Origin of the sequence: Streptomyces sp. NPDC013457 (assembly GCF_043089925.1) — a bacterium.
Lineage (GTDB): Bacteria > Actinomycetota > Actinomycetes > Streptomycetales > Streptomycetaceae > Streptomyces.
This window is the reverse complement of record NZ_JBICBL010000008.1, coordinates 183,301-206,576: the sequence shown is the minus strand read 5'-3', so window position 1 is coordinate 206,576 and position 23,276 is coordinate 183,301. Positions and strand designations below refer to the sequence as shown.

General features: G+C 71.1%; 21 protein-coding genes and 1 tRNA gene. 5 read left to right on the top strand and 17 right to left on the bottom strand.

The features are described from left to right. Positions 1-41 precede the first annotated feature (41 nt). Positions 42-126 (top strand) — tRNA-Ser (locus ACF1G2_RS22735). Positions 127-216: 90 nt separating this feature from the next. Here the strand turns inward: ACF1G2_RS22735 and ACF1G2_RS22730 are convergent. The 9 genes from ACF1G2_RS22730 to ACF1G2_RS22690 form a co-directional block, all read right to left on the bottom strand. Then, entirely contained in the window at positions 217-1,023 is an 807-nt protein-coding gene (locus ACF1G2_RS22730) for an HAD family hydrolase (protein WP_391800005.1), read from the bottom strand. Further along, positions 1,020-2,309 (bottom strand): serine--tRNA ligase, encoded by a 1,290-nt coding sequence (serS, locus tag ACF1G2_RS22725; RefSeq protein WP_391800004.1) that lies wholly within the window; start codon positions 2,307-2,309, stop codon positions 1,020-1,022. Before serS ends, ACF1G2_RS22730 begins: the two co-directional genes overlap by 4 nt. Before the next feature lie 562 nt (positions 2,310-2,871). After that, a complete protein-coding gene (pheA, locus tag ACF1G2_RS22720; protein ID WP_391800003.1) occupies positions 2,872-3,807 on the bottom strand; it encodes a prephenate dehydratase in 936 nt (311 codons plus the stop codon). A 27-nt stretch (positions 3,808-3,834) separates the two neighbouring features. Next, positions 3,835-5,115: an iron uptake transporter deferrochelatase/peroxidase subunit gene (efeB, locus tag ACF1G2_RS22715; RefSeq protein WP_391800002.1), complete on the bottom strand. Its 1,281-nt coding sequence runs from the start codon at positions 5,113-5,115 to the stop codon at positions 3,835-3,837. Positions 5,116-5,120: 5 nt separating this feature from the next. After that, on the bottom strand, positions 5,121-7,211 hold the full coding sequence (locus ACF1G2_RS22710) for a copper resistance protein CopC (protein WP_391800001.1): 2,091 nt from the start codon (positions 7,209-7,211) through the stop codon (positions 5,121-5,123). A gap of 25 nt (positions 7,212-7,236) precedes the next feature. Beyond that, positions 7,237-7,713, bottom strand: a complete 477-nt coding sequence (locus tag ACF1G2_RS22705; protein ID WP_391800000.1) for a copper chaperone PCu(A)C — start codon at positions 7,711-7,713, stop codon at positions 7,237-7,239. Next, entirely contained in the window at positions 7,710-8,441 is a 732-nt protein-coding gene (locus tag ACF1G2_RS22700) for an SCO family protein (protein WP_391799999.1), read from the bottom strand. Before ACF1G2_RS22700 ends, ACF1G2_RS22705 begins: the two co-directional genes overlap by 4 nt. Before the next feature lie 30 nt (positions 8,442-8,471). Next, positions 8,472-9,224 carry a YcnI family protein gene (locus ACF1G2_RS22695; RefSeq protein WP_391799998.1) on the bottom strand — a complete coding sequence of 251 codons (753 nt, stop codon included), beginning with the start codon at positions 9,222-9,224 and terminating at the stop codon, positions 8,472-8,474. A 125-nt stretch (positions 9,225-9,349) separates the two neighbouring features. Further along, positions 9,350-10,156, bottom strand: a complete 807-nt coding sequence (locus tag ACF1G2_RS22690) for a hypothetical protein (protein WP_391799997.1) — start codon at positions 10,154-10,156, stop codon at positions 9,350-9,352. 354 nt (positions 10,157-10,510) lie between these two features. Between ACF1G2_RS22690 and ACF1G2_RS22685 the strand changes: the two genes are divergently transcribed. Next, on the top strand, positions 10,511-10,957 hold the full coding sequence (locus tag ACF1G2_RS22685) for an ATP-binding protein (protein WP_391799996.1): 447 nt from the start codon (positions 10,511-10,513) through the stop codon (positions 10,955-10,957). An 84-nt stretch (positions 10,958-11,041) separates the two neighbouring features. Here ACF1G2_RS22685 and ACF1G2_RS22680 read toward each other — a convergent pair whose 3' ends face one another. Beyond that, the gene (locus tag ACF1G2_RS22680; RefSeq protein WP_391799995.1) at positions 11,042-12,499 is read right to left on the bottom strand and encodes an aminopeptidase P family protein; all 1,458 of its coding nucleotides are present in this window, start codon (positions 12,497-12,499) and stop codon (positions 11,042-11,044) included. A gap of 140 nt (positions 12,500-12,639) precedes the next feature. Further along, entirely contained in the window at positions 12,640-14,262 is a 1,623-nt protein-coding gene (locus ACF1G2_RS22675) for a PP2C family protein-serine/threonine phosphatase (protein WP_391799994.1), read from the bottom strand. A gap of 379 nt (positions 14,263-14,641) precedes the next feature. Between ACF1G2_RS22675 and ACF1G2_RS22670 the strand changes: the two genes are divergently transcribed. Further along, positions 14,642-15,322, top strand: a complete 681-nt coding sequence (locus ACF1G2_RS22670) for a bifunctional DNA primase/polymerase (protein ID WP_391799993.1) — start codon at positions 14,642-14,644, stop codon at positions 15,320-15,322. A gap of 345 nt (positions 15,323-15,667) precedes the next feature. Beyond that, positions 15,668-16,273 (top strand): hypothetical protein, encoded by a 606-nt coding sequence (locus ACF1G2_RS22665; RefSeq protein ID WP_391799992.1) that lies wholly within the window; start codon positions 15,668-15,670, stop codon positions 16,271-16,273. A 221-nt stretch (positions 16,274-16,494) separates the two neighbouring features. Here the strand turns inward: ACF1G2_RS22665 and ACF1G2_RS22660 are convergent, their stop codons facing one another. The 3 genes from ACF1G2_RS22660 to ACF1G2_RS22650 all read right to left on the bottom strand — a co-directional run bounded on the left by ACF1G2_RS22660 (position 16,495) and on the right by ACF1G2_RS22650 (position 19,175). After that, a complete protein-coding gene (locus ACF1G2_RS22660) occupies positions 16,495-17,466 on the bottom strand; it encodes a DUF5926 family protein (RefSeq protein WP_391799991.1) in 972 nt (323 codons plus the stop codon). 176 nt (positions 17,467-17,642) lie between these two features. Beyond that, positions 17,643-18,245, bottom strand: coding sequence for an ATP-binding protein (locus ACF1G2_RS22655; protein ID WP_391799990.1), 603 nt, complete (start codon positions 18,243-18,245; stop codon positions 17,643-17,645). 96 nt (positions 18,246-18,341) lie between these two features. Beyond that, positions 18,342-19,175 carry a glycerophosphodiester phosphodiesterase gene (locus tag ACF1G2_RS22650; protein ID WP_383227473.1) on the bottom strand — a complete coding sequence of 278 codons (834 nt, stop codon included), beginning with the start codon at positions 19,173-19,175 and terminating at the stop codon, positions 18,342-18,344. A gap of 177 nt (positions 19,176-19,352) precedes the next feature. Here ACF1G2_RS22650 and ACF1G2_RS22645 point away from each other — a divergent pair, with 177 nt between their 5' ends. Then, entirely contained in the window at positions 19,353-20,822 is a 1,470-nt protein-coding gene (locus ACF1G2_RS22645; RefSeq protein ID WP_391799989.1) for a S1C family serine protease, read from the top strand. 670 nt (positions 20,823-21,492) lie between these two features. Here the strand turns inward: ACF1G2_RS22645 and ACF1G2_RS22640 are convergent. The 3 genes from ACF1G2_RS22640 to ACF1G2_RS22630 all read right to left on the bottom strand — a co-directional run bounded on the left by ACF1G2_RS22640 (position 21,493) and on the right by ACF1G2_RS22630 (position 23,108). Beyond that, positions 21,493-21,855 carry a hypothetical protein gene (locus tag ACF1G2_RS22640; RefSeq protein WP_391799988.1) on the bottom strand — a complete coding sequence of 121 codons (363 nt, stop codon included), beginning with the start codon at positions 21,853-21,855 and terminating at the stop codon, positions 21,493-21,495. 99 nt (positions 21,856-21,954) lie between these two features. After that, a complete protein-coding gene (locus ACF1G2_RS22635; RefSeq protein ID WP_391799987.1) occupies positions 21,955-22,257 on the bottom strand; it encodes a hypothetical protein in 303 nt (100 codons plus the stop codon). Positions 22,258-22,445: 188 nt separating this feature from the next. Continuing rightward, positions 22,446-23,108, bottom strand: coding sequence for a hypothetical protein (locus ACF1G2_RS22630; protein WP_391799986.1), 663 nt, complete (start codon positions 23,106-23,108; stop codon positions 22,446-22,448). Between the last annotated feature and the right edge of the window lie 168 nt (positions 23,109-23,276).

Below are 23,276 nucleotides of genomic sequence, written 5' to 3'. Positions count from 1 at the left end.
CGCTTCGAGCGCGCGGGTTCTCCGCGCGAGGCCGCCCACCCGGAGGATTGGCCGAGCGGTAAGGCACTGGCTTGCTAAGCCATGGTCGGGGTCACCCCCGCGCGCGTTCGATTCGCGCATCCTCCGCGCAACGCCCGCTCCGACGTGCGCACGACGCCTGCTCCGACGCGTGCACTGGGCCTGCGTCAGGAACAGCGCCGGCACCGGCACTCACGCCTACGCCCGCAGCAGGCGCTCCAGCACCACCGCGATGCCGTCCTCCTCGTTCGAGGCCGTCACCTCGTCCGCGACCGCCTTCAGGGAGTCGTGCGCGTTCGCCATCGCCACACCCCGCGCCGCCCAGCCGAACATCGGGATGTCGTTCGGCATGTCGCCGAAGGCGATCGTCTCCGCCGCCTTCACGCCGAGCCTGCGCGCAGCGAGCGAGAGGCCCGTGGCCTTGCTCAGGCCCAGCGGCAGGATCTCCACGATCCCCGGGCCCGCCATGACCACGTCCACCAGACTGCCGGCCGTGAGCCGTGCGGCGCCCGCCAGCTCGTCGTCCGACAGCGTGGGGTGCTGGATGTAGAGCTTGTTCAGCGGGGCGGACCACAGCTCCGCCGGGTCCTTGAAGGGCACGTACGGCAGCGGTCCCTCCTGCACCCGGTAGTCGGGGCTGACCAGCACCTCGCCGTCCAGACCGTCCCTGCTCGCCGCCAGGGCCAGCGGCCCCACCTCGGCCTCGATCTTCGACAGCGCCAGACCGGCCAGCTGCCGGTCCAGGGTCACCGAGGTCAGCAGCCGGTGCTCGCCGGCGTGATAGACCTGCGCGCCCTGACCGCACACCGCGAGTCCCTCGTAACCGAGGTCGTCGAGGATGTGCCGCGTCCAGGGCACGGAGCGGCCGGTGACGACGATGTGCGCCGCCCCCGCCGCCACCGCGGCGGCGAGAGCGTCACGCGTCCGTTCCGAGACGGACTCGTCGGCGCGCAGCAGCGTGCCGTCGAGGTCCGTCGCGACGAGCTTGTACGGGAAGGAGCTCACCGGGAGATCGGCTCCAGGACCTCGCGGCCGCCCAGGTACGGCCGGAGGGCCTCGGGAACCCGCACCGAACCGTCCGGGAGCTGGTGGTTCTCGAGGATCGCCACGATCGTGCGCGGTACGGCGCACAGGGTGCCGTTCAGCGTCGCCAGAGGCTGGACGACCTTCTTGCCGCCCCGCTCGTCGCGCATCCGCACGGACAGGCGGCGCGCCTGGAAACCGTCGCAGTTCGACGCGGAGGTCAGCTCGCGGTACTTGCCCTGCGTCGGGATCCACGCCTCGCAGTCGAACTTGCGCGACGCGGAGGAGCCGAGGTCGCCGGTGGCCACGTCGATGACCTGGAAGGGCAGCTCAAGGCTGGTCAGCCACTGCTTCTCCCACTCCAGGAGCCGCTTGTGCTCGTTCTCGGCGTCCTCAGGGGCGACGTACGAGAACATCTCGACCTTGTCGAACTGGTGGACCCGGAAGATGCCCCGGGTGTCCTTGCCGTACGTGCCGGCCTCGCGGCGGAAGCACGGCGAGAAGCCGGCGTAGCGCAGCGGGAGCTTGTCCGCGTCGATGATCTCGTCCATGTGGTACGCGGCGAGCGGCACCTCGGACGTACCGACGAGGTAGAAGTCGTCCTTCTCCAGGTGGTACACGTTCTCCGCGGCCTGGCCGAGGAAGCCGGTGCCCTCCATGGCGCGCGGGCGGACCAGCGCCGGCGTCAGCATCGGGATGAACCCGGCCTCGGTCGCCTGCGCGATCGCCGCGTTGACGAGGGCGAGCTCCAGCAGGGCGCCGACGCCCGTCAGGTAGTAGAAGCGCGAGCCGGAGACCTTGGCGCCCCGCTCGACGTCGATGGCGCCGAGTGCCTCGCCCAGCTCCAGGTGGTCCTTGGGCTCGAAGCCCTCGGCCGCGAAGTCGCGGATCGTGCCGTGCGTCTCCAGGACGACGAAGTCCTCCTCGCCGCCGACGGGCACGTCCGTGTGGACGATGTTGCCGAGCTGGAGCAGGAGCGCGCGGGCCGTCTCGTCGGCCTCGTTCTGCTCGGCCTCGGCGGCCTTGACGTCGGTCTTGAGCTGCTCCGCCTTCTGCAGGAGCTCGACGCGCTCCTCGGGGGAGGCCTTGGGGATCAGCTTGCCGAGCGCCTTCTGCTCGGATCGGAGCTCGTCGAAGCGGACGCCGGACGACCTGCGCCGCTCATCGGCGGAGAGCAGGGCGTCGACGAGCTCGACGTCCTCTCCACGGGCGCGCTGGGAGGCGCGAACACGGTCGGGGTCCTCACGGAGCAGGCGAAGGTCAATCACCCCACCAGGCTACCGGTGCGTGCTCGCCCCACCCCACCCGATATAGCCGTGCGTGTCGCTATGCCCGAATTGCCGGTATTGGGAAATGCTCCCCCTATTCGTCAATAAACAGGACAGGGGCCCCCGAAAAGGGGCGGACCGGTGCGCGCCGCTGACCGAACCGCCCTGCGGGGACACGGACTCCTCCACAGCGGATGCCGACCCGACGGAGTTTTCCACAGGCTGTGCGGAACTTCTGTGGATGGTGAACGAATTCCTGGGCGCAATCATGATCAAACCACCCCCCGGCACTCTTCCGGGTGGGAATTCCTCGTTCTCACTCGCCCTAAAGAGTTGATCAACGGAATGGGGGTGACGGCAGGCGGGCTGCGCCCTGTGGGTGACCGGGAGCCGACCGGAGCGATTTGTCGACCTCACTCCCCAGCCATATCGACTTGTCCCCAGGTCGAGCGCGCAGCCTGTGGATAACTATGTGCGCGGAAGGAAAATATGCAGGTAGGACCGATGGTTCGCACCTGTGGACGACCGCCTCCGGTGATGGAGGCGGTGGGGCACGATCAGGTCAGGCCCGACCGTCCTGGGCCCTCGCCAGCCAATCGGAGGCCGCCATGAACTCCGCGTCCGACGTACCGCGCCGCAGCGCTCGTACGTCCTCCGCCGCCACGCCCGCACGCGGGTACGAACCGAGGAACCGCACCTTCGGGCAGATCCGCTTCAGACCCATGAGCGCCTCACCCACGCGCCGGTCCGAGACATGGCCCTCGGCGTCCACGGCGAAGCAGTAGTTGCCGATCCCCGCGCCCGTCGGACGGGACTGGATCAGCATCAGGTTCACCCCGCGCACCGCGAATTCCTGCAGCAGCTCAAGGAGGGCACCCGGATGGTCATCACCCAGCCACAGCACCAGCGACGTCTTGTCCGCGCCCGTCGGCGCCGCGGGCCGGGCCGGACGGCCCACCAGGACGAACCGGGTCTCGGCGTTCTCCGCGTCGTGGATCTCGGTGACCAGGGCCTCCAGGCCGTAGGTCGCCGCCGCGAACTCGCCGGCGAAGGCGGCGTCGAACCGGCCCTCCTGCACCAGTCTGGCCCCGTCCGCGTTCGAGGCCGCCGACTCCCACAGGGCCTCGGGCAGGTGGCCGCGCAGCCAGTTCCGCACCTGCGGCTGCGCCACGGGGTGACCGGTGACCGTCTTGATCGCGGACAGCTCGGTGCCCGGCCGGACGAGCAGGGCGAAGGCGATCGGCAGGACCACCTCGCGATAGATCATCAGCGGTTCGCCGGAGGCCAGTTCGTCCAGCGTCGCGGTGACGCCACCCTCCACCGAGTTCTCGATCGGTACGAGAGCGGCGGCCGCCTCTCCGTTGCGTACGGCGTCCAGCGCGGCGGGGACGGAGACCATCGGGACGAGCTCCCTGGTCGCGGCCTCGGGCAGCGTACGCAGCGCGGCCTCCGTGAACGTGCCTTCGGGGCCGAGATACGTATACCGGGTGGCTGACATACGGTCACCCTAATAGGCGCCCGGCTTTCAGGACTCCAGAAGCCGCTGGCCCACGTACTCGCCCTCCGCCGCCCCGCCCGGTACGGCGAAGAGACCGCTCGCCTCGTGCCGGAGGAAAGGGGAGAGCGCGTCGCCCCGGTCGAGCTTGCGCTGGACGGGCACGAAGCCCCTGAGCGGGTCTGCCTGCCAGCAGATGAAGAGCAGCCCGGCGTCGGGGGTGCCGTCGGGCGCGATGCCGTCGTGGAAGGAGAACGGGCGGCGCAGCATGGCGGCTCCGCCGTTCTGTTCGGGGGCGGAGATCCGGGAGTGGGCGTTGTCCGGGATCACGAGCTTGCCGTCGGGTCCGGTCCTGTCGAGGTCGAGTTCGGTGGTCTCGGACCCTCCGGTGAGCGGGGCGCCGTCGGACTTGCGGCGGCCGATGACCTTCTCCTGCTTGTCGAGGGGGAGCTTCTCCCAGTCGTCGAGCAGCATGCGGATCCGGCGGACGACCGCGTACGAGCCCCCGACCATCCACTCCTGCGCTCCGGACGCGCCGGTGCCGCCCCCGGCGGGGACGAAGATCCGCTGGTCGAAGTCGGGGTCGGACGGCTTGGGGTTGCCGGTTCCGTCCACCTGGCCCATCAGGTTGCGGGCGGTCATCGGCCGGGCCGTGGCGCCCGCGGACCGGTTGAAGCCGTTCATCTGCCAGCGGACGGTGGCGGCCGAGCCGGCGTCCTTCTGCAGGGCGCGCAGCGCGTGGAAGGCGACCAGCGCGTCATCGGCGCCGATCTGCACCCAGAGGTCCCCCTCGGACCGCTTGGGGTCGAGGGCGTCGGCGGAGAAGGCGGGCAGAGCGTCGAGCTGCGCGGGGCGGCGGCCGGTGAGTCCGGTACGGCCGAAGAAGGAGTGACCGAAGCCGAAGGTGACCGTCAGGGAGGAGGGGCCGGCGTCCAGGGCGATGCCGGTGTCGTCGGTCGATGGTTCGCCCGCCATCAGGGCCTTGGCCGTCGCCGACCAGCGGCGCAGCAGCGCGGCGGCCTCCTTGCGGCCGGCTCCGGGCGCGAGGTCGAAGGCGATCAGATGGCCCCTCGCCTGAAGCGGAGTGGTGATCCCCGCCTGATGTTTCCCGTGAAACATCGCCCGGGTCGAGCCGACCGTCGCCAGTGCCGTTCCGTCGCCGGCGGACGAAGCGGACGTGCCGGAGTCGGCGACCGCCGCGTACACCCCGGTACCGCCGGCCGCGCCGAGTGCGAGGCCGGCCGCGCCCGCCGCGCCGACCGTGCCGAGAAGCCGCCGCCGGGAGAGTTCAAGGTTGTCGTCGTTGCTCACGTCGGTCAGCCGATCTTCACGTTCTTGTCGATGGTGGTCTGGTCGATGTCGGAGGTGCGGACGGTCACCTGGATCTGCCAGTCCCCGGCCATCGGGATCTGCACTCCGTTGGCGCTCCAGTGTCCGGCCTGGATCCGCTCGGGTACGACGGGCAGCGGGCCGACGTCCTTCGCCTTCAGCGTGAAGGCGACCTTGATCTCGGGGAGGTCCAGGGGGCGGCCGTCGGGGTCGTCGACGAAGAGGTGCAGGACGTTGGCGCCGGTCCGGCCGGGGTCGAGGCTGAGCCGTACGGTCCCCTTGCCCGCTGCGCCTCCGGTGTCGAAGGGCAGCCGGATGTCGACGGGCCGTTCCGGGACGGCGGTCGAGCCGGCGGCGGACTGCGAGCGTCCCGCCTCCTCCTCGGTGCGGCCGGGTTCGGTCGAGGTCAGGACGGTCGTCACGGCGAGCAGGACGACGGCGACGACGGCTTCGGTCAGGACGGAGCGTCGCAGGCCGGTGCGCTCGGGGTCGGCGTCCCGGTCCCGCTTCGTGCGGGCGGTGGCCACGGCGGCGCGCTGCCGCGCGAGCTGGGCGGCCCGCTCGGGGTCGACGGCCTCTTCTTCCCGGCTGCTCGCTCCCTGAGCGGCCACGCCGACGGCGGTCGGCTCCGTGCCGGCCTCGGCCACGGTGGCTTCCTCGGGCCGGTCGGCGTCCTCCGCCCCGGGGGCTTCCTCGGCCTCGGACGCCTCGGACGCCTCGGACGCCTCGGCCTTGGACTCTCCGGACTCTCCGGACGCCTCGGGCTCCCCGGACTCTCCGGACGCCTTGGACTCTCCGGGCTCCCCGGACTCCTCCGAGTCCTCGGACACCGTCGGGTCGCCGAGGCGCTGGGTCCAGCGTCGGGACACCCAGGCGATGCCGACCAGGACGGCCACGAGCCCGATCTTGGCCAGGAGCAGCCGGCCGTAGGACGTGCCCGTCAGAGCGGACCAGGAGCCGACCTGACGCCACGACTGGTAGAGCCCGGTGGCCGCGAGGACGACGACCGAGCCGAAGGCGATCTTCGAGAAGCGTTCCACCGCCACCCGCTCGATGCCGGGCGCCCGGTAGAGCGCGACGAGCAGGGCGGTCAGCCCGCCGAGCCAGGACGCCACAGCGAGCAGGTGCAGCAGGTCGACGGGCATCGCGATCGCCGGCTGGATGCCGGTGGAGGCGTGCTCGGCGAGAGCCCAGGTGCCGGCGATTCCGGCGGCGACCACGGAGCCGCCGATCGCGAGCCCGAAGGTGAGGTCCTTCTTCTCCTTCTCGTCGGTCCGCTTGGTGTACGTCCCGAAGAGCACGGCGATGAAGAGCGCGGCGGCGCCGAGCAGCAGCAGCCGGGAGATGAGCGAGGCGCCCGTCTTCGTCTCCAGGACGGAGCCCAGTCCGCCGAGGTCGAAGACGTCGGCGAGTTCGCCGGAGCCGGTGTACGGGTTGCGGAGCAGCAGCATGGCCAGGGTGGCCGCGGTGAGGGTGAGCCACCCCCTGACGACGAGCCGCTGGAGGGCCTGGACGCTCGCGCCGCGCGGCCAGCAGGCCAGGACGAAGGCGCCGCCGCCGACGAGGACGACGAAACCGGCGTACGAGAGGTAGCGGGCGATGCCGTAGAGCGCGCCGACGAGTCCGCCGCCCACCTCCTGGTCGGGGAGTGCGACGGAAGTCTGGGAGGGGGCGCCGATGGAGAAAGTGAAGGCGCCCGCGATGGGGTGGCTGTCGGCGGAGACGGTCTGCCAGGCGACGGTGTACGTGCCCTCGGGCAGCCCGGCGCGGAGTCCGACCCCGTATCTGACGATCGAGCCGCTGCACAGGTCGCGTATCTCGGAGGTGTCCACGCGCTTCCCCGACGGGTCGAGGACCCGGATCGAGTCGTCGCTCATGGCGACCTGCTCGGAGAAGGTGAGGTTGACGTCCTTGGGGGCGGTGGCGACCACCGCCCCGTCCTGCGGGTCGCTGCCGGTGAGCGCGGCATGCGCGGACGCGGGCGCCGCTGCGGCGAGCAGGGTGCCGAGAAGCGTGGCCGCGACGAGCAGCAGCCGAACCAGGGCGGTTCCGAGGCGCGGGGCGGTGGTGGTGGGCATGTGTGTTGTCAGTCCCTCAAGTAGCTCAGTGCTGCTTCGGGTTGTGGGTGGCGGCCTCGACGGGAAGGTCGACCTTGATGGGGTCGGACTTCTCGAAGTGCAGCTCGATGCTGACCTTCTCGCCCTGCTTGGGCTTGGTCTTCAGCGCCATGAACATGATGTGGCTGCCACCACGTTCGAGCTTCAGCTCGCCGTTCGCAGGGATGTCGAAGGACTTCACCTGCTGCATCTTCTGGTTCTTCGTCTCGTGGATCTGGACGTCGTCCGAGATCGGGCTCGTGACGGAGGTCAGCTTGTCCGCGGCGCCGCCGTCGTTCTCGATGGTCAGGAAGCCGCCGGCCATGTCCATCACCGGCTGCGGCATGAACGCGCCGCTGACCTTCAGTTCTGGCTTGCCGTCGGCTCCGGCGGCCCCGGCGGAACTGTCGGTCGAGCACCCCGTCAGCGCCAGCCCGGAGGTGAGGGCGAGGGCGGCGATCAGGGTGGTGGTGCGGCGGTTCACGGGTTCTCCCCCTTGATGAGCTTCGGCAGGTCCTCGGCGTAGTCCTCGACCCTCGTGTCCTCGCCGTACAGGACGTAGCCCTGGTCGGTCGTGGGCGAGAAGGCGATCACCTGGGCGCCGTGCATGGAGACGACCGAGCCGTCCTTCTCCTTCTTCGGCGGGTCGATGCCGATGCCGATCTGGCGGGCGCCCGCCTGGATCGTGGTGAAGTCGCCGGTGAGCCCGACGAAGGACGGGTCGCCGGCGGCGGGCAGCCACTTGCCGAGCTCGGCCGGAGTGTCCCGCTCGGGGTCGGTGGTGACGAACACGACCTGGAGCTTGTCCTGGTCGGCCTTGGGGAGCTGCTTCTTGGCGATGGCGATGTTGCTCATCGTCAGCGGGCAGACGTCGGGGCAGTGCGTGTAGCCGAAGTAGATCAGCGTCGGCTTGCCCTTGGTCTGTGCGCGGAGGTCGAACGGCTTGCCCTTGGTGTCCGTGAGGACGAGGTCGGGCTTGGTGAAGGGGCGGTCGAGGACGGTCGCCGCCTTGGCGTTGTCGCTGCCGCCGGAGACCTCGGCGACCGTTCCGCTGCCGGAGCCGGGGGTCTTGTCGTCTCCGCCGCCGAGGCCGACCGCGACCGTCACCGCGAGGGCGGCGACGATCGCGGAGGCGGCGACGATCAGGGGTGCGCGGCGGCTGGGCCGGGGCCGCGCGTCGGTGCTGGGATCGTTCGTCTTCTGGACGGACATGGAACTCGTTCTCTCGTGGTTCTCTTCGGTTCAGGCCGAGCGGCGGCGGCCGGCGAGCAGGCCGAAGGCGACGCCCGCGACGCCGACGAGGATGCCGACGACGCCGAGGACACGGGCCGTGGTGTCGCTGCTGCCGGAGTCGGCGGCGCTCTCGGTGTGGGCCTTGTCGCCCTTGGCCTCGTCCTTGGCCTTGTCGTCGTGGCCGGCCTTGTCGTCCGCCTTCGCGCCACCGCCGTGGTGGTCGTCGCTCGCCGCGGAGAGCTTCAGCACGGGCGCGGGGTTCTGGAGTTCGGCGCCGTCCTTGGGCTCCTCGATCCAGCGGACGACCTCGCCGTTGTCGTACGTCTGGATGGCCTTGATGACGAGCTGGTCCGTGTCCTCCGGCAGCTGGCCGAGCGAGAGCGGGAACTGCTGGAACTGGCCGGGGCCGATCTTCGCGCCGCCCTCGGCGGTCCAGGTGACCTTGGTGACGGCCTCGTTGATGGACTTGCCGTGCAGCTCGAGCGGCTTGGCGAGCTTGGACTTGGTGACCTCGGGCTTCCAGCCCGGGACGGGCTGCGGCATCACCGAGGCGAGGGGGTGGTCGGCCGGGAAGTTGACCTCGACCTTGATGGTGGAGGCGTTGTCGCGCTCGTTCGGGACCTTGACGTTGACCGTCGCGTAGCCGCCCTTGGCCGCCTCGCCCTGCGGCTGGACGCCGACGTGCGCGAAGGCGGTGCCGGAGAGCAGCACGACGGAGGAGAGGGCGATGCCACCGGTGAGGGCGATACGGGAAACGTTCATGGTTCAGGACACTCCAGCTCGTAAGAAGGGTCGGGGTTCCGGCACGCCGACGGCCGGAAGGGTGTGCTCCGGGTGGTGCGGGCGTACGAAGGGCCGCGGGTCCGCTCCGTGTCGAGCGGTCCGCGTCAGGCTGCGAGGACGCAGTCGGCGGCCGGGGGGCCGCGCCGGACGACCGTGTACTGGAGTGCCTCGGCGCCGGTGGGCGGCGAGGTGTCGTCCGCGGTACGGGCGGCGCGGAGCGAACCGGCGGCCGGAAGCCCGGGGAGGCCGGCGAGCAGGGCCCGTACGAGAGTCAGCGCGACGCGCAGGGAGCGGACGAGGGCGCATTCGGCGAGCTCGGTCGCGCCGTGGGTGGAGAGCCGGACGAGCCGGCCGAGGGCGAGGTCGCCGTGGCGCAGGAGCCAGCCGGTGGCGAGTGCGGCCAGGAGGTGGCCGAGCACCATCGGCAGGTCGGGCAGGAGGTCGACGCCGGCCGCTCCGGCCGCGCCGGTCGCCAGGTGGGGGCCGTGGGCCGCGTGCGCGGTGGCGGCGTCGGCCGGGTCGAGGCCGGCGTCGCTGATGATGCGGGTGGCGTCGGCGGCGCTCAGGGACGTCGCCCCGCCGCCGCAGACGATCTTGGCGGCCATCCGGATCAGCGCGTCCTCGGTGACCGGGCCGAGGGAGCCGGCCGCGAGCGGCCGCTGTCCGAGCCCGAACAGGACGTGCAGGCCGAGCTGTCCGCCGGCCAGCGCGGTGACGATGGCGGGCAGCGAACGCTCCCGCCCGGCGAACAGCACGGTGACGCCGAAGATCACCAGGAAGCCGACGGCCACTGCCCACAGGGCGATGCCCGCGCACGCGGCGAGGGCGTGCCCGAGCCCGGACAGCACGACGCAGACCGCGGTGAAGACCGCGGCCCTCAGCATGCGTGGCGCGAGCGCGGGGGCAGACATGGCGGGCCCATCATCGCACCAGCCCCATGGCTCACATGAGGCAGGTCCGGAAGATCACCTTTGGTGCCTTCGGGCCGACTTCGGACGGGGTGCCGGGTCGTACCTCGGGTGGGCCTCGGGCGCGGCTCGAGTGAGGCTCGGGTGCGCCTTGGGCGGGGCTTTGGGCGGGGCCTTTGGCGGGCTTGGGCGGGCCTTTGGCGGGGCTCTGGACGGGCATACACCGCCGCACGGCGCGTCCACATCCGCCGAACGAGGGCTGTTGTGGTTGCGAGGGGCTTACGGACCCCTTAGGGCGGCAATAGGTAACGGTATGTCGCGCCGCAGCATGTCGAGCCGCAGCCAGGAGGCTGAAGCATGAGCATCTGGTGGTCCCTCCATCTGAGGCGCGAGGCCGCGAGCGTCCCGCTCGCCCGGCGGCTGTTGCTCGGCACGATGGAGACGGCCGGGGTCGACCCCGACGTCTCCTACGAACTGTCGGTCGCGCTGACCGAGGCGTGCGCCAACGCCGTGGAGCACGGCGGGGACTCCGGTTCCGGCCCGTCCTCGGAGGAGTACCGGGTCACGGCCTATCTGGACGGCGAGACCTGCCGTATCGAGGTGGCCGACTCGGGGCCGGGTTTCTCCGCGGCCGGGTTCCCGGTGGCCTCCGCCGCCGCGGATGCCGAGAACGGGCGGGGTCTGCGGCTGATCGAGGAGCTGGCGGACCACGTCCACTTCGGCCGCACGGGCCGGGGCGGGGCGCTGGTCAGCTTCGACAAGATCGTGAAGTGGCGGACGGACGCGCCGCTCGCGCTGACCTGACCCCGCCTGGTGTGACCTGACACGGTGTACGAAAAGGCCCCCGCCGACCGTGACGGTCCGCGGGAGCCTTCGTCGTGCGGCGGGTCAGGCCTTCAGGCCGGCCATCCACGCCTCGACCTCGTCGGCCTGGCGCGGCAGCGAGGCGGAGAGGTTCCGGTTGCCGTTCTCCGTGACGAGGATGTCGTCCTCGATCCGGACGCCGATGCCCCGGTACTCCTCCGGCACGGTCAGGTCGTCGGCCTGGAAGTAGAGCCCGGGCTCGACGGTCAGGCACATGCCCGGCTCCAGGGTGGTGTCGACGTACGCCTCCGTGCGCGCGGCGGCGCAGTCGTGGACGTCCATGCCGAGCATGTGTCCGGTGCCGTGCAGCGTCCAGCGGCGCTGGAGACCCAGCTCCAGGACACGGTCGACGGGACCCTCGACCAGGCCCCACTCGACCAGCTTCTCGGCGAGCACGCGCTGGGCGGCGTCGTGGAAGTCGCGGTAGGCGGCGCCGGGCTTCACCGCGGCGATGCCCGCCTCCTGCGCCTCGTACACGGCGTCGTAGATCTTGCGCTGGAGCTCGCTGTACCGGCCGTTGATCGGCAGGGTGCGGGTCACGTCCGCGGTGTAGAGCTCGACCGTCTCGACGCCGGCGTCGAGGAGCAGCAGCTCGCCGGAGCGGACGGCGCCGTCGTTGCGGACCCAGTGGAGGGTGGTGGCGTGCGGGCCGGCGGCGCAGATGGAGCCGTAGCCGACGTCGTTGCCCTCGACGCGGGCGCGCAGGAAGAAGGTGCCTTCGATGTAGCGCTCGCTGGTGGCCTCGGCCTTGTCGAGGACCTTGACGACGTCCTCGAAGCCGCGCGCGGTGGCGTCGCAGGCCTTCTGGAGCTCGGCGATCTCGAAGGCGTCCTTGACGAGACGGGCCTCCGAGAGGAAGACGCGCAGCTCCTCGTCGCGCTCGGCGGTGACCTTGTCGGTCAGCGCGGCCTCGATGCCGGCGTCGTGGCCGCGGACGGCGCGGACCGGCCCGGTGGCCTCCTTGAGCGCGGCGGCCAGCTCGCGGACGTCCTTGGCCGGGATGCCGAGGAGCTTCTCGGCCTCGGTCAGGGAGTGGCGGCGGCCGACCCAGAGCTCGCCCTGGCCGTCGAGCCAGAACTCGCCGTTCTCGCGGTCGGAGCGCGGCAGCAGGTAGACGGTGGCCTTGTGGCCGTTCTTCGTGGGCTCCAGGACGAGGACGCCGTCCTGCGTCTGGTCGCCGGTGAGGTAGGCGTACTCGGTCGACGCGCGGAAGCTGTACTCGGTGTCGTTCGAGCGCGTCTTCAGGTTGCCCGCGGGGATGACGAGCCGCTCGCCCGGGAAGCGCGCGGAGAGCGCGGCGCGGCGGTCGGCCGTGTGCCCCGCCTGGGCGATCGGCTCCAGGCCGTGCAGCTCGGTGTCGGCCCAGCCGGACTTCATGTTCTCGGCGAGCTCGTCGGATACGCCCTGGTACAGGCCGTTCTTGCGCTGCTTGATCGGCTCTTCGGTCTCGTCCGGGGTTTCCGGGGTGAGCTCGTCTGCCACGGGGGTCTCCTTTGGTACGACACTGAACCCCCTCCATCGTACGGTCGTACGGAAGGGGGCCCAGGGCCGGAAGACCCATTACCGCTGAGTCACCTGCGGGCTACGCGGCGCTCATTCGAAGCCGGCCGAGCGCGGGCCGCTCATTCGAAGCGGGCCGCGAGCAGGACGACGTCCGCTCCGTCGACGCCGTGGTCGAGCCCTTCGGGCAGCAGCGTCCGCAGGACGTGGTCGGCGATGGCCCCGGGATCCGTACGGTCCGCCTTCGGGACGCTCGCGGCGGCCGCGTGCAGACGTGCGAAGGCCCGGTCCATGGGGTCGCCGGTCCTGCGGAGCAGCCCGTCGGTGTAGAGCAGCACCGTTTCTCCAGGGGCGGGGGCGATCTCGATGCTCGGCGCCTCCCAGCAGGCGAGCATCCCCAGCGGCGCCGACAGCGAGGTCTCGACGAACTCGGTGCGGTGGTCGCCGATGATCAGCGGCGGGGTGTGTCCGGCCCCGGCGAGGACGAGTCTGCGCTCCTGCGGCTCCGAGTAGGCGAAGAGCGCGGTGGCCGAGCGGGCGGGCTCGGTGAGGCGGAGCAGAAGCTCCAGATCGGAGAGGACGGCGACGGGGTCCTCGCCCTCCATGACCGCGTACGCCCGCAGGGAGGCGCGCAGCCGGCCCATGGCGGCGAGCGCGCTGGGACCGGTCCCGGAGACGGAGCCGACGGCGAGGCCGAGGGCGCCCTCGGGCAGGGGCAGCGCGTCGTACCAGTCGCCGCCGCCCTGGGGGCCGGTGCGGTGGCGGACGGCGAGCTGGACGCCGGGGACCCGGGGGAGGCGGCTGGGCAGCAACTCCTCGGCGACGGTGGCGACCTGGGCGCGGGCCCGCTCCAGCTCCAGGAGGCGGGCGAGGTGCTCGGTGGCGTGGCGGCTGTAGAGACCGACGAGGTGGCGCCGGCGCTCGGTCGGTTCGGCGGGTTCGTCGTAGAGCCAGACGACGGCGCCGAGCTTCCCGGCGGCCTCGGTGGCGAGGGGGAGGGCGTAGCTGGCGGCGTAGCCGAGCCGGGCGGCGACCTCGCGGTGGCGGGGGTCGAGCTCCGCCTCCCCGAGCAGGTCGGGGACGGCGATCGGATCGGGGAAGCCGGGGACGCCGGTGGGTTCGGGGAAGCCCGGGACGGCGGTGGGGTCCGGGAAGCCGGGGGCGCCGGGCACGCCGGCCGGGTCCGTGGCGGCCCGGGTGGGGGCCGGGGCCGGTTCGGGGAGGCCGTCGAGGATGCGGCCGTACGAGGTGGCACTGCGCGGCACGGTCTCGATGGTGCCGAGGTCGGCGTGGGCGAGTCCGAGTCCGATGGTGGAGGTGGGGCCGAGACCGTCGCCCGGTTCGAGGACGGCCATGCCGCGACGGGCGCCGACGAGGGCGGCTCCGGCGCGCAGCACCTCGCGCAGCGCTTCGTCCAGGGAACCGGTCTTGATCAGGCGTTCGGTGAGTTCGTGGAGGGTGGTGAGGTCGGAGACCCAGCCGGCCAGCCGGTCCTGGATCATCGCGTCGGGGATGGCGGGGAGGGCCGACGCGGACGGGTGTACGGGCGGAACGGGCGCGGTAGTGTGCGCGGGCGAGGGAACCGTGGAATCGATTCCAGCCACTTTCGGCAGGTGCGGGGCGCTCATGTCGGACGGCTTTCCGACGGGTGCGTTTCGCTCAATAGCATCGCAAACCCCCATGTCAATCTGCGCCGCTAGCAATGCATCCACATGTACACGCACAAGAGGAGCGATGTCCAGCATTGTCCCCACGGGACTTGTGGTGTCCGTGAGGTTTGGCAGAGGGGTTGAAGTGCAGGCCAAGTTGGCTGAAAATTGCCCCCTCGGCGCACCTTTTGCGGTCGACTGGCGTCGTTTGAAAGCGCGTTGATTTGAACGTGACGGGTACGTAATCGGTGATGGCCAGGGGCAGTTGGAACCGCCCCGGAACCTGGCAGGGTGCCTGGGCGTCCTCACCGCCGCAGGCCGCGCCCCTTCGATGGACGACGAGCCTCAGCTCGGCCCCTCCCGCCCCACCACGGGGCGGTGAACCGCCGACCTTGTACGCGCTGATACGCACAGTGAAGTGATCTGCACATGGTGTGATGTGGATTCGGCGTTCAACGGAAAGGAACGAGCGCTCATGCGCGAGATCCTCGGAAGGCGACGCAGGTTCCGGTTCCGGCGCAGGGAAAGGACCGTCCAGCTCGACGCGGCGCTCGTCTGCGCCGGCGAGTGGGGCTGGCCCGTACTGCCCGGTGTGGGGCTGAAGGCGACGACCCGTACGTCCAGAGGGCCAGGCTGCGCCTGTCCCGACCCGGAGTGTGTCGTCCCAGGCGCGCACCCCTTCGACCCCGGACTGCTCGCGGCGACCACCGACGAGCGCATGATCCGCTGGTGGTGGACCCGGCGCCCGGACGCCCCGGTGGTCCTGGCCACGGGTGGCGCCGCGCCGTGCGCGGTGAGCCTGCCGGCCGTCGCGGGAGCGCGTGCCCTGGTCGAGCTCGACGCGATGGGCATGCGGCTCGGACCGGTGGTGGCGACGCCCACGCGCTGGTCGCTGCTGGTCGCCCCGTACGGCCTGGAACAGCTCGGCGAACTCCTCTACGCGAAGGACAGCGTGCCCAGTTCGCTGAGGTTCCACGGCGAGGGCGGCTACCTGATGCTGCCGCCGTCGGTCGCCGGGACGGGACAGGTGCGCTGGGAGCGTGCGCCGCTGGAGGGTTCGGCCCGGCCCTGGCTGCCGGACGTGGAGGCGGTCGTGGACGCGCTGGTCGAGGCGAGCACCGGAGCGCCGGGCGGCGGCAGCAGGCTCGCGTACTGACGCCGGGCACGTGACGGTGCGGGTGACCGGGCGGGTGACGGGAGCGCACCGACCCCGAGGTGACGGGCGCGCACCGACCCCGAGGTGACGGGCGCGTACCGACCCCGAGGGGCGCGGCGCGGGGGCCGGATGCGCGTGCTCGCGGGTCTGCCTCACCCGTACGGGTGTGAGGCCGCCCGACTTGTACCGGAAATGGGCGCGCGGCGCGCTGTGCGCCACCGATCCGCCGATATCTTCGGCCCACCGCTCACGTTGATCACGTAGCGCGCGTTCCTCCACGCAGTACACGCAGTGCACGCAGTACACGCCCTTCACACGTCGCAGCCAGCCGGGCAGGTGGGTCCCATGAATCTCCGCATGATCGGGCTCGGGGCCGTCGTGGTGTGTGCCACGCTCCTGCCGCTGGTCGCCCTCGCCGGCGAGGCCGTCGGCCCTGGCCCGGACGGTGACGCCAAGCCGCGCGCGGAGGAGGCCGGACGGCGGGCCGACGACGGACTGCTGCCGGGGCTCGGCCTCGGCGCACAGGAGGCCCCTCCGGCCCCCGCGCCGCCCGAGCCCTCCTCCCCCTCGGCCGCGCGGGCCCCGTCGGACGTTCCCGGCCGCGCCTCGCACTGCGGTCCCGATCTGACGTCCCCCGACGGGATCGAGGCGCAGACGTGCGTGCTGACGGAGGGACCCGACACCTGGGCGCGTACGTACTACCGCAACGCGGGCGGCCAGCAGCTCGACTCTCTGCTCACCCTTATGGGCCCCGGGGGGCGGACCGTACAAGTGCGTTGCGCTGTTCCGGCACAGGATGAACCGGGGGCGTGCGAGACGCCGCGCGAGCCCTCACGGGGCGCCGCTTCCGCATATTCGGCCGTGGCGGAATTCGCCGGTTCGGGAGAGGGCGGAAGTACGCCGCTGCTGCTGCGAGCGGGGAGCAACATGGCCGCGACGGGCGGCAGTTGAGCCTCGGGACGGGATCCGTCCGGGCATGAGAAGACCCGATCGCTGGCGACGGGGGATGCACCAGCGACCGGGCTTCTAGAACGGTAACAAGAGATCTGCGGTTCGCAAATTCGATCTCGGTTATTCGGACAGGGATTTACCTGGCCGCACGAGGAGTTGTGGCGGATGTCACCGACTGGTTGGTCTGTCAGTCCCCACCGTCACCACAGACACCAGGGGTGTCAGCTCAGAGTGACCTGACGGTTGGTGAGCCCGCCGCGGGCGCGACGCTCCTCCGGGGTGAGCGGGGCGTCGGTGGCGAGCGCCGCCGCGAGCCGCTCGGCGAACTCGGCGGCCGGCTTCTCGCAGTCCTCGGCGCGCATCGCGGTCGGCAGGTCCCAGACCGGGACCATCAGGCCGTGGGCCCGGAAGGAGCCGACGAGACGGGTGTCGTCGCCGAGGGAGGACGTACCGGCGGCGTGCAGCCGGGCGAGCGCGTCGAGGAGCTTCTCCTCGGGGTGCGGCATGACCCAGCGCAGGTGGTTCTTCTCCGGGGTCTCGCACCAGTACGCCGCGTCCACGCCGGTGAGCTTGACGGTCGGGATGGCGGCGGCGTTGGCGCGCTCCAGGGAGGCGCTGACCTCGGGGTTGGAGTTCTCGGAGGAGGACTCCGGAACCCAGAATTCGAAGCCCGTGTGCACGACCGGCGCGAAATCGCCGTTCGGGTCGAGCAGATCCTGCAGACGCGGGCCCTCGGCCGGAACGCGACGGCCGGAGACCGGCGTGCCCGGCTCGGTCTCCAGGGCGCGCTGGAGGGTGTCGGCGAGATCGCGGGCGAGGTCGCCGGAGGAGGAGTCGTTCTGCAGGGCGAGGAGCACCGAGCCGTCGTCACGGCGGAGCGCGGGCCAGGCCATGGGCAGTACGGTCGCGAGCGTCACGGACGGCACGCCCTCGGGCAGCCCGTCCTTGAGGGTGAGCGGAACGGTGGCGGCGGGCACCAGCTCGCGCAGCGCGACCCAGTCGCACTCGCCGGGCAGCCCCTCGAAGGGGCGCTGGACCAGCTCGGTCACGGCGTGCGCGGCGGCCCGGCCGTGACACGCCTTGTAGCGGCGGCCCGATCCGCAGGGGCACGGCTCGCGCGCACCGACGACCGGGATCTCCCCGTTCGTGACCTGTGCCTTGACGGCCTTCGTCTGGGGGCGCTTCTTGGCCATGGTGTGGCTTCTCCCGATAGCGGCAGTGCGTGTGGTGCAGGCCGCGCTCGGTGCACGGCTCTGTGTCGGGCGAGCCTAGCCGTACGGAAGCACCGAGGGCCTCAGGCGGACACGTTCACGGCGCGGGGTCCGCGTGTGGCTCGCCCGGGGCGCGGTCGGTGCCGCCGGGGACCGGGTCAGTCCAGGTCGTCGTAAGCGTCCAGGAACTCGAAGCCCTGGCCGCCGCCGACCCGCGCTGCGAAGTCCTCGCGGCGATGGCCCTCGGTCACGACCACCCAGACCGTCACCTCGCCGGCCGCGTTGTCCCGTACGCCCCAGTCCTGGGCCAGCGCACTGATGATGTTCAGCCCGCGGCCGCCGCGCGCGGTGACCGAGGGCGTCGACGGAACAGGCCGTGTCGGACCACCGCCGTCCGTCACCTCGACCGTCAGACCACCCGACGGATCGACGCGCCAGGCCGCACGGACGTCCCCGTCGCCCACCTCCGCCCGCCCCAGCGGCCTGCCGTGCCGGCAGGCATTGCTGAGCAGCTCGGAAAGGATCAGTACCGCATCGTCGACGACCGATTCGGACATCCCGCTGCGGCTCAACTGCTCCCGCATACGGTGTCTCGCCTCACCCACGCCCGCAGGGCCATGGGGTACGGCCATGCTCGACGACGTGGGCACCTCCTGTGCCACCACAAACGCCACCCCCGAGACCTCCTTTGCCCCACGCCACGGTGTGGATGCCCCGCTGGCCTGGACCGGAAACCGCCTCATGAGCGCGCGGTGACGCACTCGTGACGATCGAGTACGGACCGAACGCGCCGGTGCACTCCCTGTTAACCGTGTGACGGGTGGGAAAGGAGGAAACGCGTGGGGAGGCATATGGAATCAAAGGCGGCCCAACTGGGACAGCACCTGCTTGGGTCGGTTGGTGATGATCGCGTCCACGCCGAGCCGCTCGCAGAGTTCGACGTCCTCCGGTTCGTCCACCGTCCATACATGGACCTGGTGACCGGCCTTCTGGAGGCGAAGGATCACGGCGGGGTGGTGGCGGACGATCCGGATCGACGGTCCGGCGATCCGCGCGCCGGCGGGCAGCCTTCCGTCCCGCAGCCGGGGGGTGACGAACTGTGCCAGGGAGACGGTGGGCAGGGTCGGCGCGGCGGTCGCGATCCGCGAGAGCGAGCGCGCCGAGAAGCTCATGACCCGTACGGGAGAGTCCTCGGGGGCCTCCGGCTCCGCGAGGCCGAAGCGCTTGAGCAGGTGGAGCAGCCGCTCCTCGACCTGGCCGGCCCAGCGGGTGGGGTGCTTGGTCTCGATGGCCAGCTCGACGCGGCGCCCGGCGTCGGAGACGAGCTCCAGGAGGCGTTCGAGGGTGAGTACGGAGGTGAGTCCGGAGTCCTTCCAGTCCGGGCTCTCGCCCGCCTCGTCCCGGCCTCTCCAGGTGCCGAAGTCCAGGGCGGCGAGGTCGGCGAGCTCCAGGGCGGAGACGGCGCCGCGGCCGTTGGAGGTGCGGTCGACGCGGCGGTCGTGGACGCAGACGAGGTGGCCGTCGGCGGTGAGCCGGACGTCGCACTCGAGGGCGTCGGCGCCGTCCTCGATGGCCTTCACGTAGGCGGCGAGGGTGTGCTCCGGGGCGTCTTCGGAGGCTCCGCGGTGCGCCACCACCTGGACGGGGGCGGGGTTCGGGTGCGGCCGGGGGTGCTGCCGTGCGTGGGTCACCGCGTCATGGTGCCATTGGCGGGGCGGACGTATCGGACCGCGTCCGTTCTGTCCGTATATAAAGAATGGGGTGCGGATGCACAGCTCCGTCTTACAGTGGCCTGACGGCCTGTGGGAAAAGCTGTTCGCAGCACCCTAGAGATGGCATCCACCCGTGCAGTGAACGAGGAGAGAGCTGTGAGCACCGAGAACGAGGGCACCGAGGTTCCGGCGGACCCGAGTGCCCCGTCCGCCCCTCCCGCCCCTCCCGCCCCTCCCATGCCCCCCGTCGCCCCGCCCGCCGCCCCCGAGCCGGCGGCGGAGAGTGCCCAGAGCGCGGCGGACACCCAGGCGCACACCCAGCCCCAGCCGCCTGTGCACCCCGAGGCCCAGACCCAGGCGCACGCGCATGTCCAGGCCCCTGCCCATGCCCCCGCCCAGGCCGCCCCCGCGGCCGGGGCCGGTGGCTGGCCGCCGCCTCCGCCGGCCGTGCCGGCCTGGGGCGCGCCCGTCCCGCCCGTGCCGCAGGCTCCGCGCAAGCGGACCGGCGGCCTGGTCGCGGCGGTCCTCGTCGCGGCGCTGGCGGCCGGTGGCGTCGGCGGCGGCATCGGCTACTGGGCTGCCGAGCGCGGCGACGAGTCGATCAGCTCGACGACGGTCGCCGCGGGCGACTCCCCGGCGTCCTTCAAGCGCGACCCGGGCACGGTCGCGGCGGTGGCGGGCAAGGCGCTGCCGAGCGTCGTCACCATCCAGGCGAAGTCCGGCGGCGCCGGCGGTGAGAGCGAGGGCGCGGGCGGTACGGGCACCGGCTTCGTCTACGACAAGGAAGGCCACATCGTCACCAACAACCACGTGGTGGCGTCGGCGGCGGAGGGCGGCACGCTCTCGGCGACCTTCTCGAACGGCAAGACGTACGACGCGGAGGTCGTGGGCCGCGCGGAGGGCTACGACGTGGCCGTCCTGAAGCTGAAGAAGGCGCCGGAGGGGCTGACTCCGCTCGCGCTCGGCGACTCCGACAAGGTCGCGGTGGGCGACTCGACGATCGCGATCGGCGCGCCCTTCGGCCTGTCGAACACGGTGACGACGGGCATCATCAGCGCCAAGAACCGCCCGGTGGCCTCGGGCGACGGTTCGGGCGGCGGCAATTCGTACATGAGCGCCCTGCAGACGGACGCCTCGATCAACCCGGGCAATTCCGGCGGCCCGCTGCTGGACGCGAACGGCTCGGTGATCGGCATCAACTCGGCGATCCAGTCGACCGGCAACGGCCTCGGCCAGACACAGGCGGGCTCGATCGGCCTCGGCTTCGCCATCCCGGTCAACCAGGCCAAGAACGTGGCCGAGCAGCTGATCAAGACGGGCAAGCCGGTCTACCCGGTGATCGGCGCGACGGTGAACATGACCGAGAAGGGCGAGGGCGCCACGATCGCCGACGAGGGCGCGGGCGGTACGCCGGCCGTCGTCCCGAACGGTCCGGCGGCGCAGGCGGGCCTGAAGCCCGGCGATGTGATCACGGGCTTCGGCGACCGCCAGATCGACAGCGGCCCGACGCTGATCAGCGAGATCTGGACCCACAAGTCGGGCGACTCGATCAAGCTGACCTACGAGCGCGGCGGCAAGGAGGCGACCACCACGGTCACCCTCGGCGAACGCACGGGCGACAACTGACCCGCTGAGCCGCCCCCCCCCGCGCCGTCCTGAACAGGACCAGGCGCGGGGGCACTTGCCCCAGGACCCACCCGGCCGCGGACCGACAGACGAGCGCGCCGCGCTCTCGCGGAGGCCCCGTGCGCCCGTCCGGGGTTGAAGTGGGCACGGTGGCACACGAAGTTACCGTGGCCCGCCGCGCGTGGGGGTCGGTCCCCAATGGGTCCGACCGGCACCGGTTGCTGAAGGAGCACGCCGGACTCGTTGTCGCTGCGCTCTACGCAGCAGAATCGCGAATCGACCACGACCCGGACCAGGCGGTGAAGGATCTGGCTCGGATGCTAGTCAGGATTGCGGATCGATACGCGGCGGGGAGGCTCGGAGGGCTCCTGGACGAGGACCAACTTGACGGCCTTACGCCGGTCGCAGACCGGGAGCCCTTGCGAATGGCCGTCACGGCGGTGGTAGTCGCCAGTATTGGGAAGGGAGTTGCCCTGCTCGATCTCCCTGGCATGGCTGAGACGTACTTGATTGGTGGCGCTGGCGCCGCTGTTGTCGCGCTTCTTTATGGGCGTCGGGCTCACCGTGGACTCGATGTGTTGGACGCTGTGAGGGGCATCCAAAGACCGTGAGAAGACCCCGGAAACGGAAGTGCCCCCGCCATCGGGCAGGGGCACTTCCGTTTCCGGGGCTAGGACGGGGGCAGATTGGTCTGCTCCCCAAGGGCCGCATCGATGAGCTCGTTCGCCTTGTGCTGCTGGCCGCGGAGGAGCTTCGCGTAGAAGCGCCACAGGACCGCGATGCTGTGGCCGGCGCGGCGGGCGACTTCGACCGGGTCGACTCCTGCCTTGATCCAGAGAGAGACGCACGCGTGTCGGAGCGAGTAGGGCACGTCGGCGAGCGGCGTCTTCACCTCCTCCTCGGAGAGGACCTTGCGGCGGGCCTTCTGCCAGATCTCGGTGTACTCGTTCGACCGGACCCGGCCCCCGCGCACGGCCCGGAAGAGGCGGCCGTCAAGAGCCAGTCCCTGGGTCCCGATGTGGTCGCGGAGCATCTGGACGAGAACCGGCGGGATGGGTACGGGGCGGGTGGCGCGGCGAGCCCGGCGCTTCAGGCCCCGGCTGCATCGCTGCAGCCGGGGGCCCTGTTCAGGTCACTGACCGACGCTCATTGCCCAGCGCACGGAGCTGGGAGCCTGCACGTTGATGGACGCGGAGTCGCGGTCGTGCTTGAGCTCGATCTGGTTATAGGTGTTACTGACCTCACCGTCCACGCACTTGAGCGGGAAGGAGAGCCCGGCGGGCGTGAAGGAGACGTTGATCGTCCCTTTCCCCTGACACGCCACCATGATGCCGAGCGGGCCCTTCTTAACGCCTTCCTTAAGAGGGATCTCCCTATTCCCCGCGACGTTCGCCACGGTCGCTATCGCGGTCGTGTCCGGGAGTTTGGGTGCCACCGCGACCGATCCCGCAGGACTATCCGCGCCAGATTCCGAGGGCCTGCCGGTCGGCGACGTGCTTGACGAATTCGTGGGCGAAGAGTTGGGTTTGTCCTCGGGGGTGCATCCGACGGAAACGAGCGTCGCGGAAACCGCAGCGCCCACCATCAGACACCTCAGGGCCTGCGTCCGCACCGCTTCGCTCATCACTTTTCCCAAAGGTTCCACCCCACGTGCCAGGGCGTGTAGCTGGTTACGGTGCTCTTCGCCGACGTCTTGCAGTTGCTGTACATGGTGTAGCTCGTCCCCGTGTTGTGCATGCGCCACACCCCGTACGAACCGTAGGTGGTCTTCCGGGGCGGTGTGTCGATCTGCACCTCGTTGCCGACCTTCGCCGTGACCTCGACGGAGAGGTCCACTCCGTACTTGGCTTCCAGTTCGGCGACCACGACTCCGGCAGAAGCCTTGAGTTCGCCGGAGTAGGTGAGCTTGACCGTGCCTCCCACTCCGGCCTTGAACCACGAACGCGCGGTCCTGCTGGTGCCGTTGTAGTTGGCCTGGGTCACGCTCACGGCCTTGTGGCTCTTGCCCTTGTTGGCGGTCGGCTTGTAGATGTTCTTCGGCGGGCCGCAGTATTCCGCGTTCGGGCCGTCTGAGGGCTTGCCCGAGAAAGGCGGAAGCTCCGCCTCCTCCAAGGGGGCTTCCACGAATCCGCTCTCGTCCTCCTCGACGGGCGGGCCCGGCTGCAGAACCCCTTCCTCGATCGGCGTCGGAGGAACGGTCTCGGCGAATGCCGTCGTACTGGTCCCCCCGAGGAATGCAACGGCCACGGTGGTCGCCGCCAAGGTGTTCCTGATGTTCGTACGCATGAATCCCCCTTCAAGGTGATCGTCTGGTCAGGACGATCGGTCGAGAGGAACCTATCGCGGGACCCGGGAATTACGGTCCGCGGAGATTGAGGAATCTACCGTTCCGGGCGCCCGCGGAGTGGGAAGGCAGAGCTCTCCTGCGGACGCCGAAAACGCACGGTGTCGGGA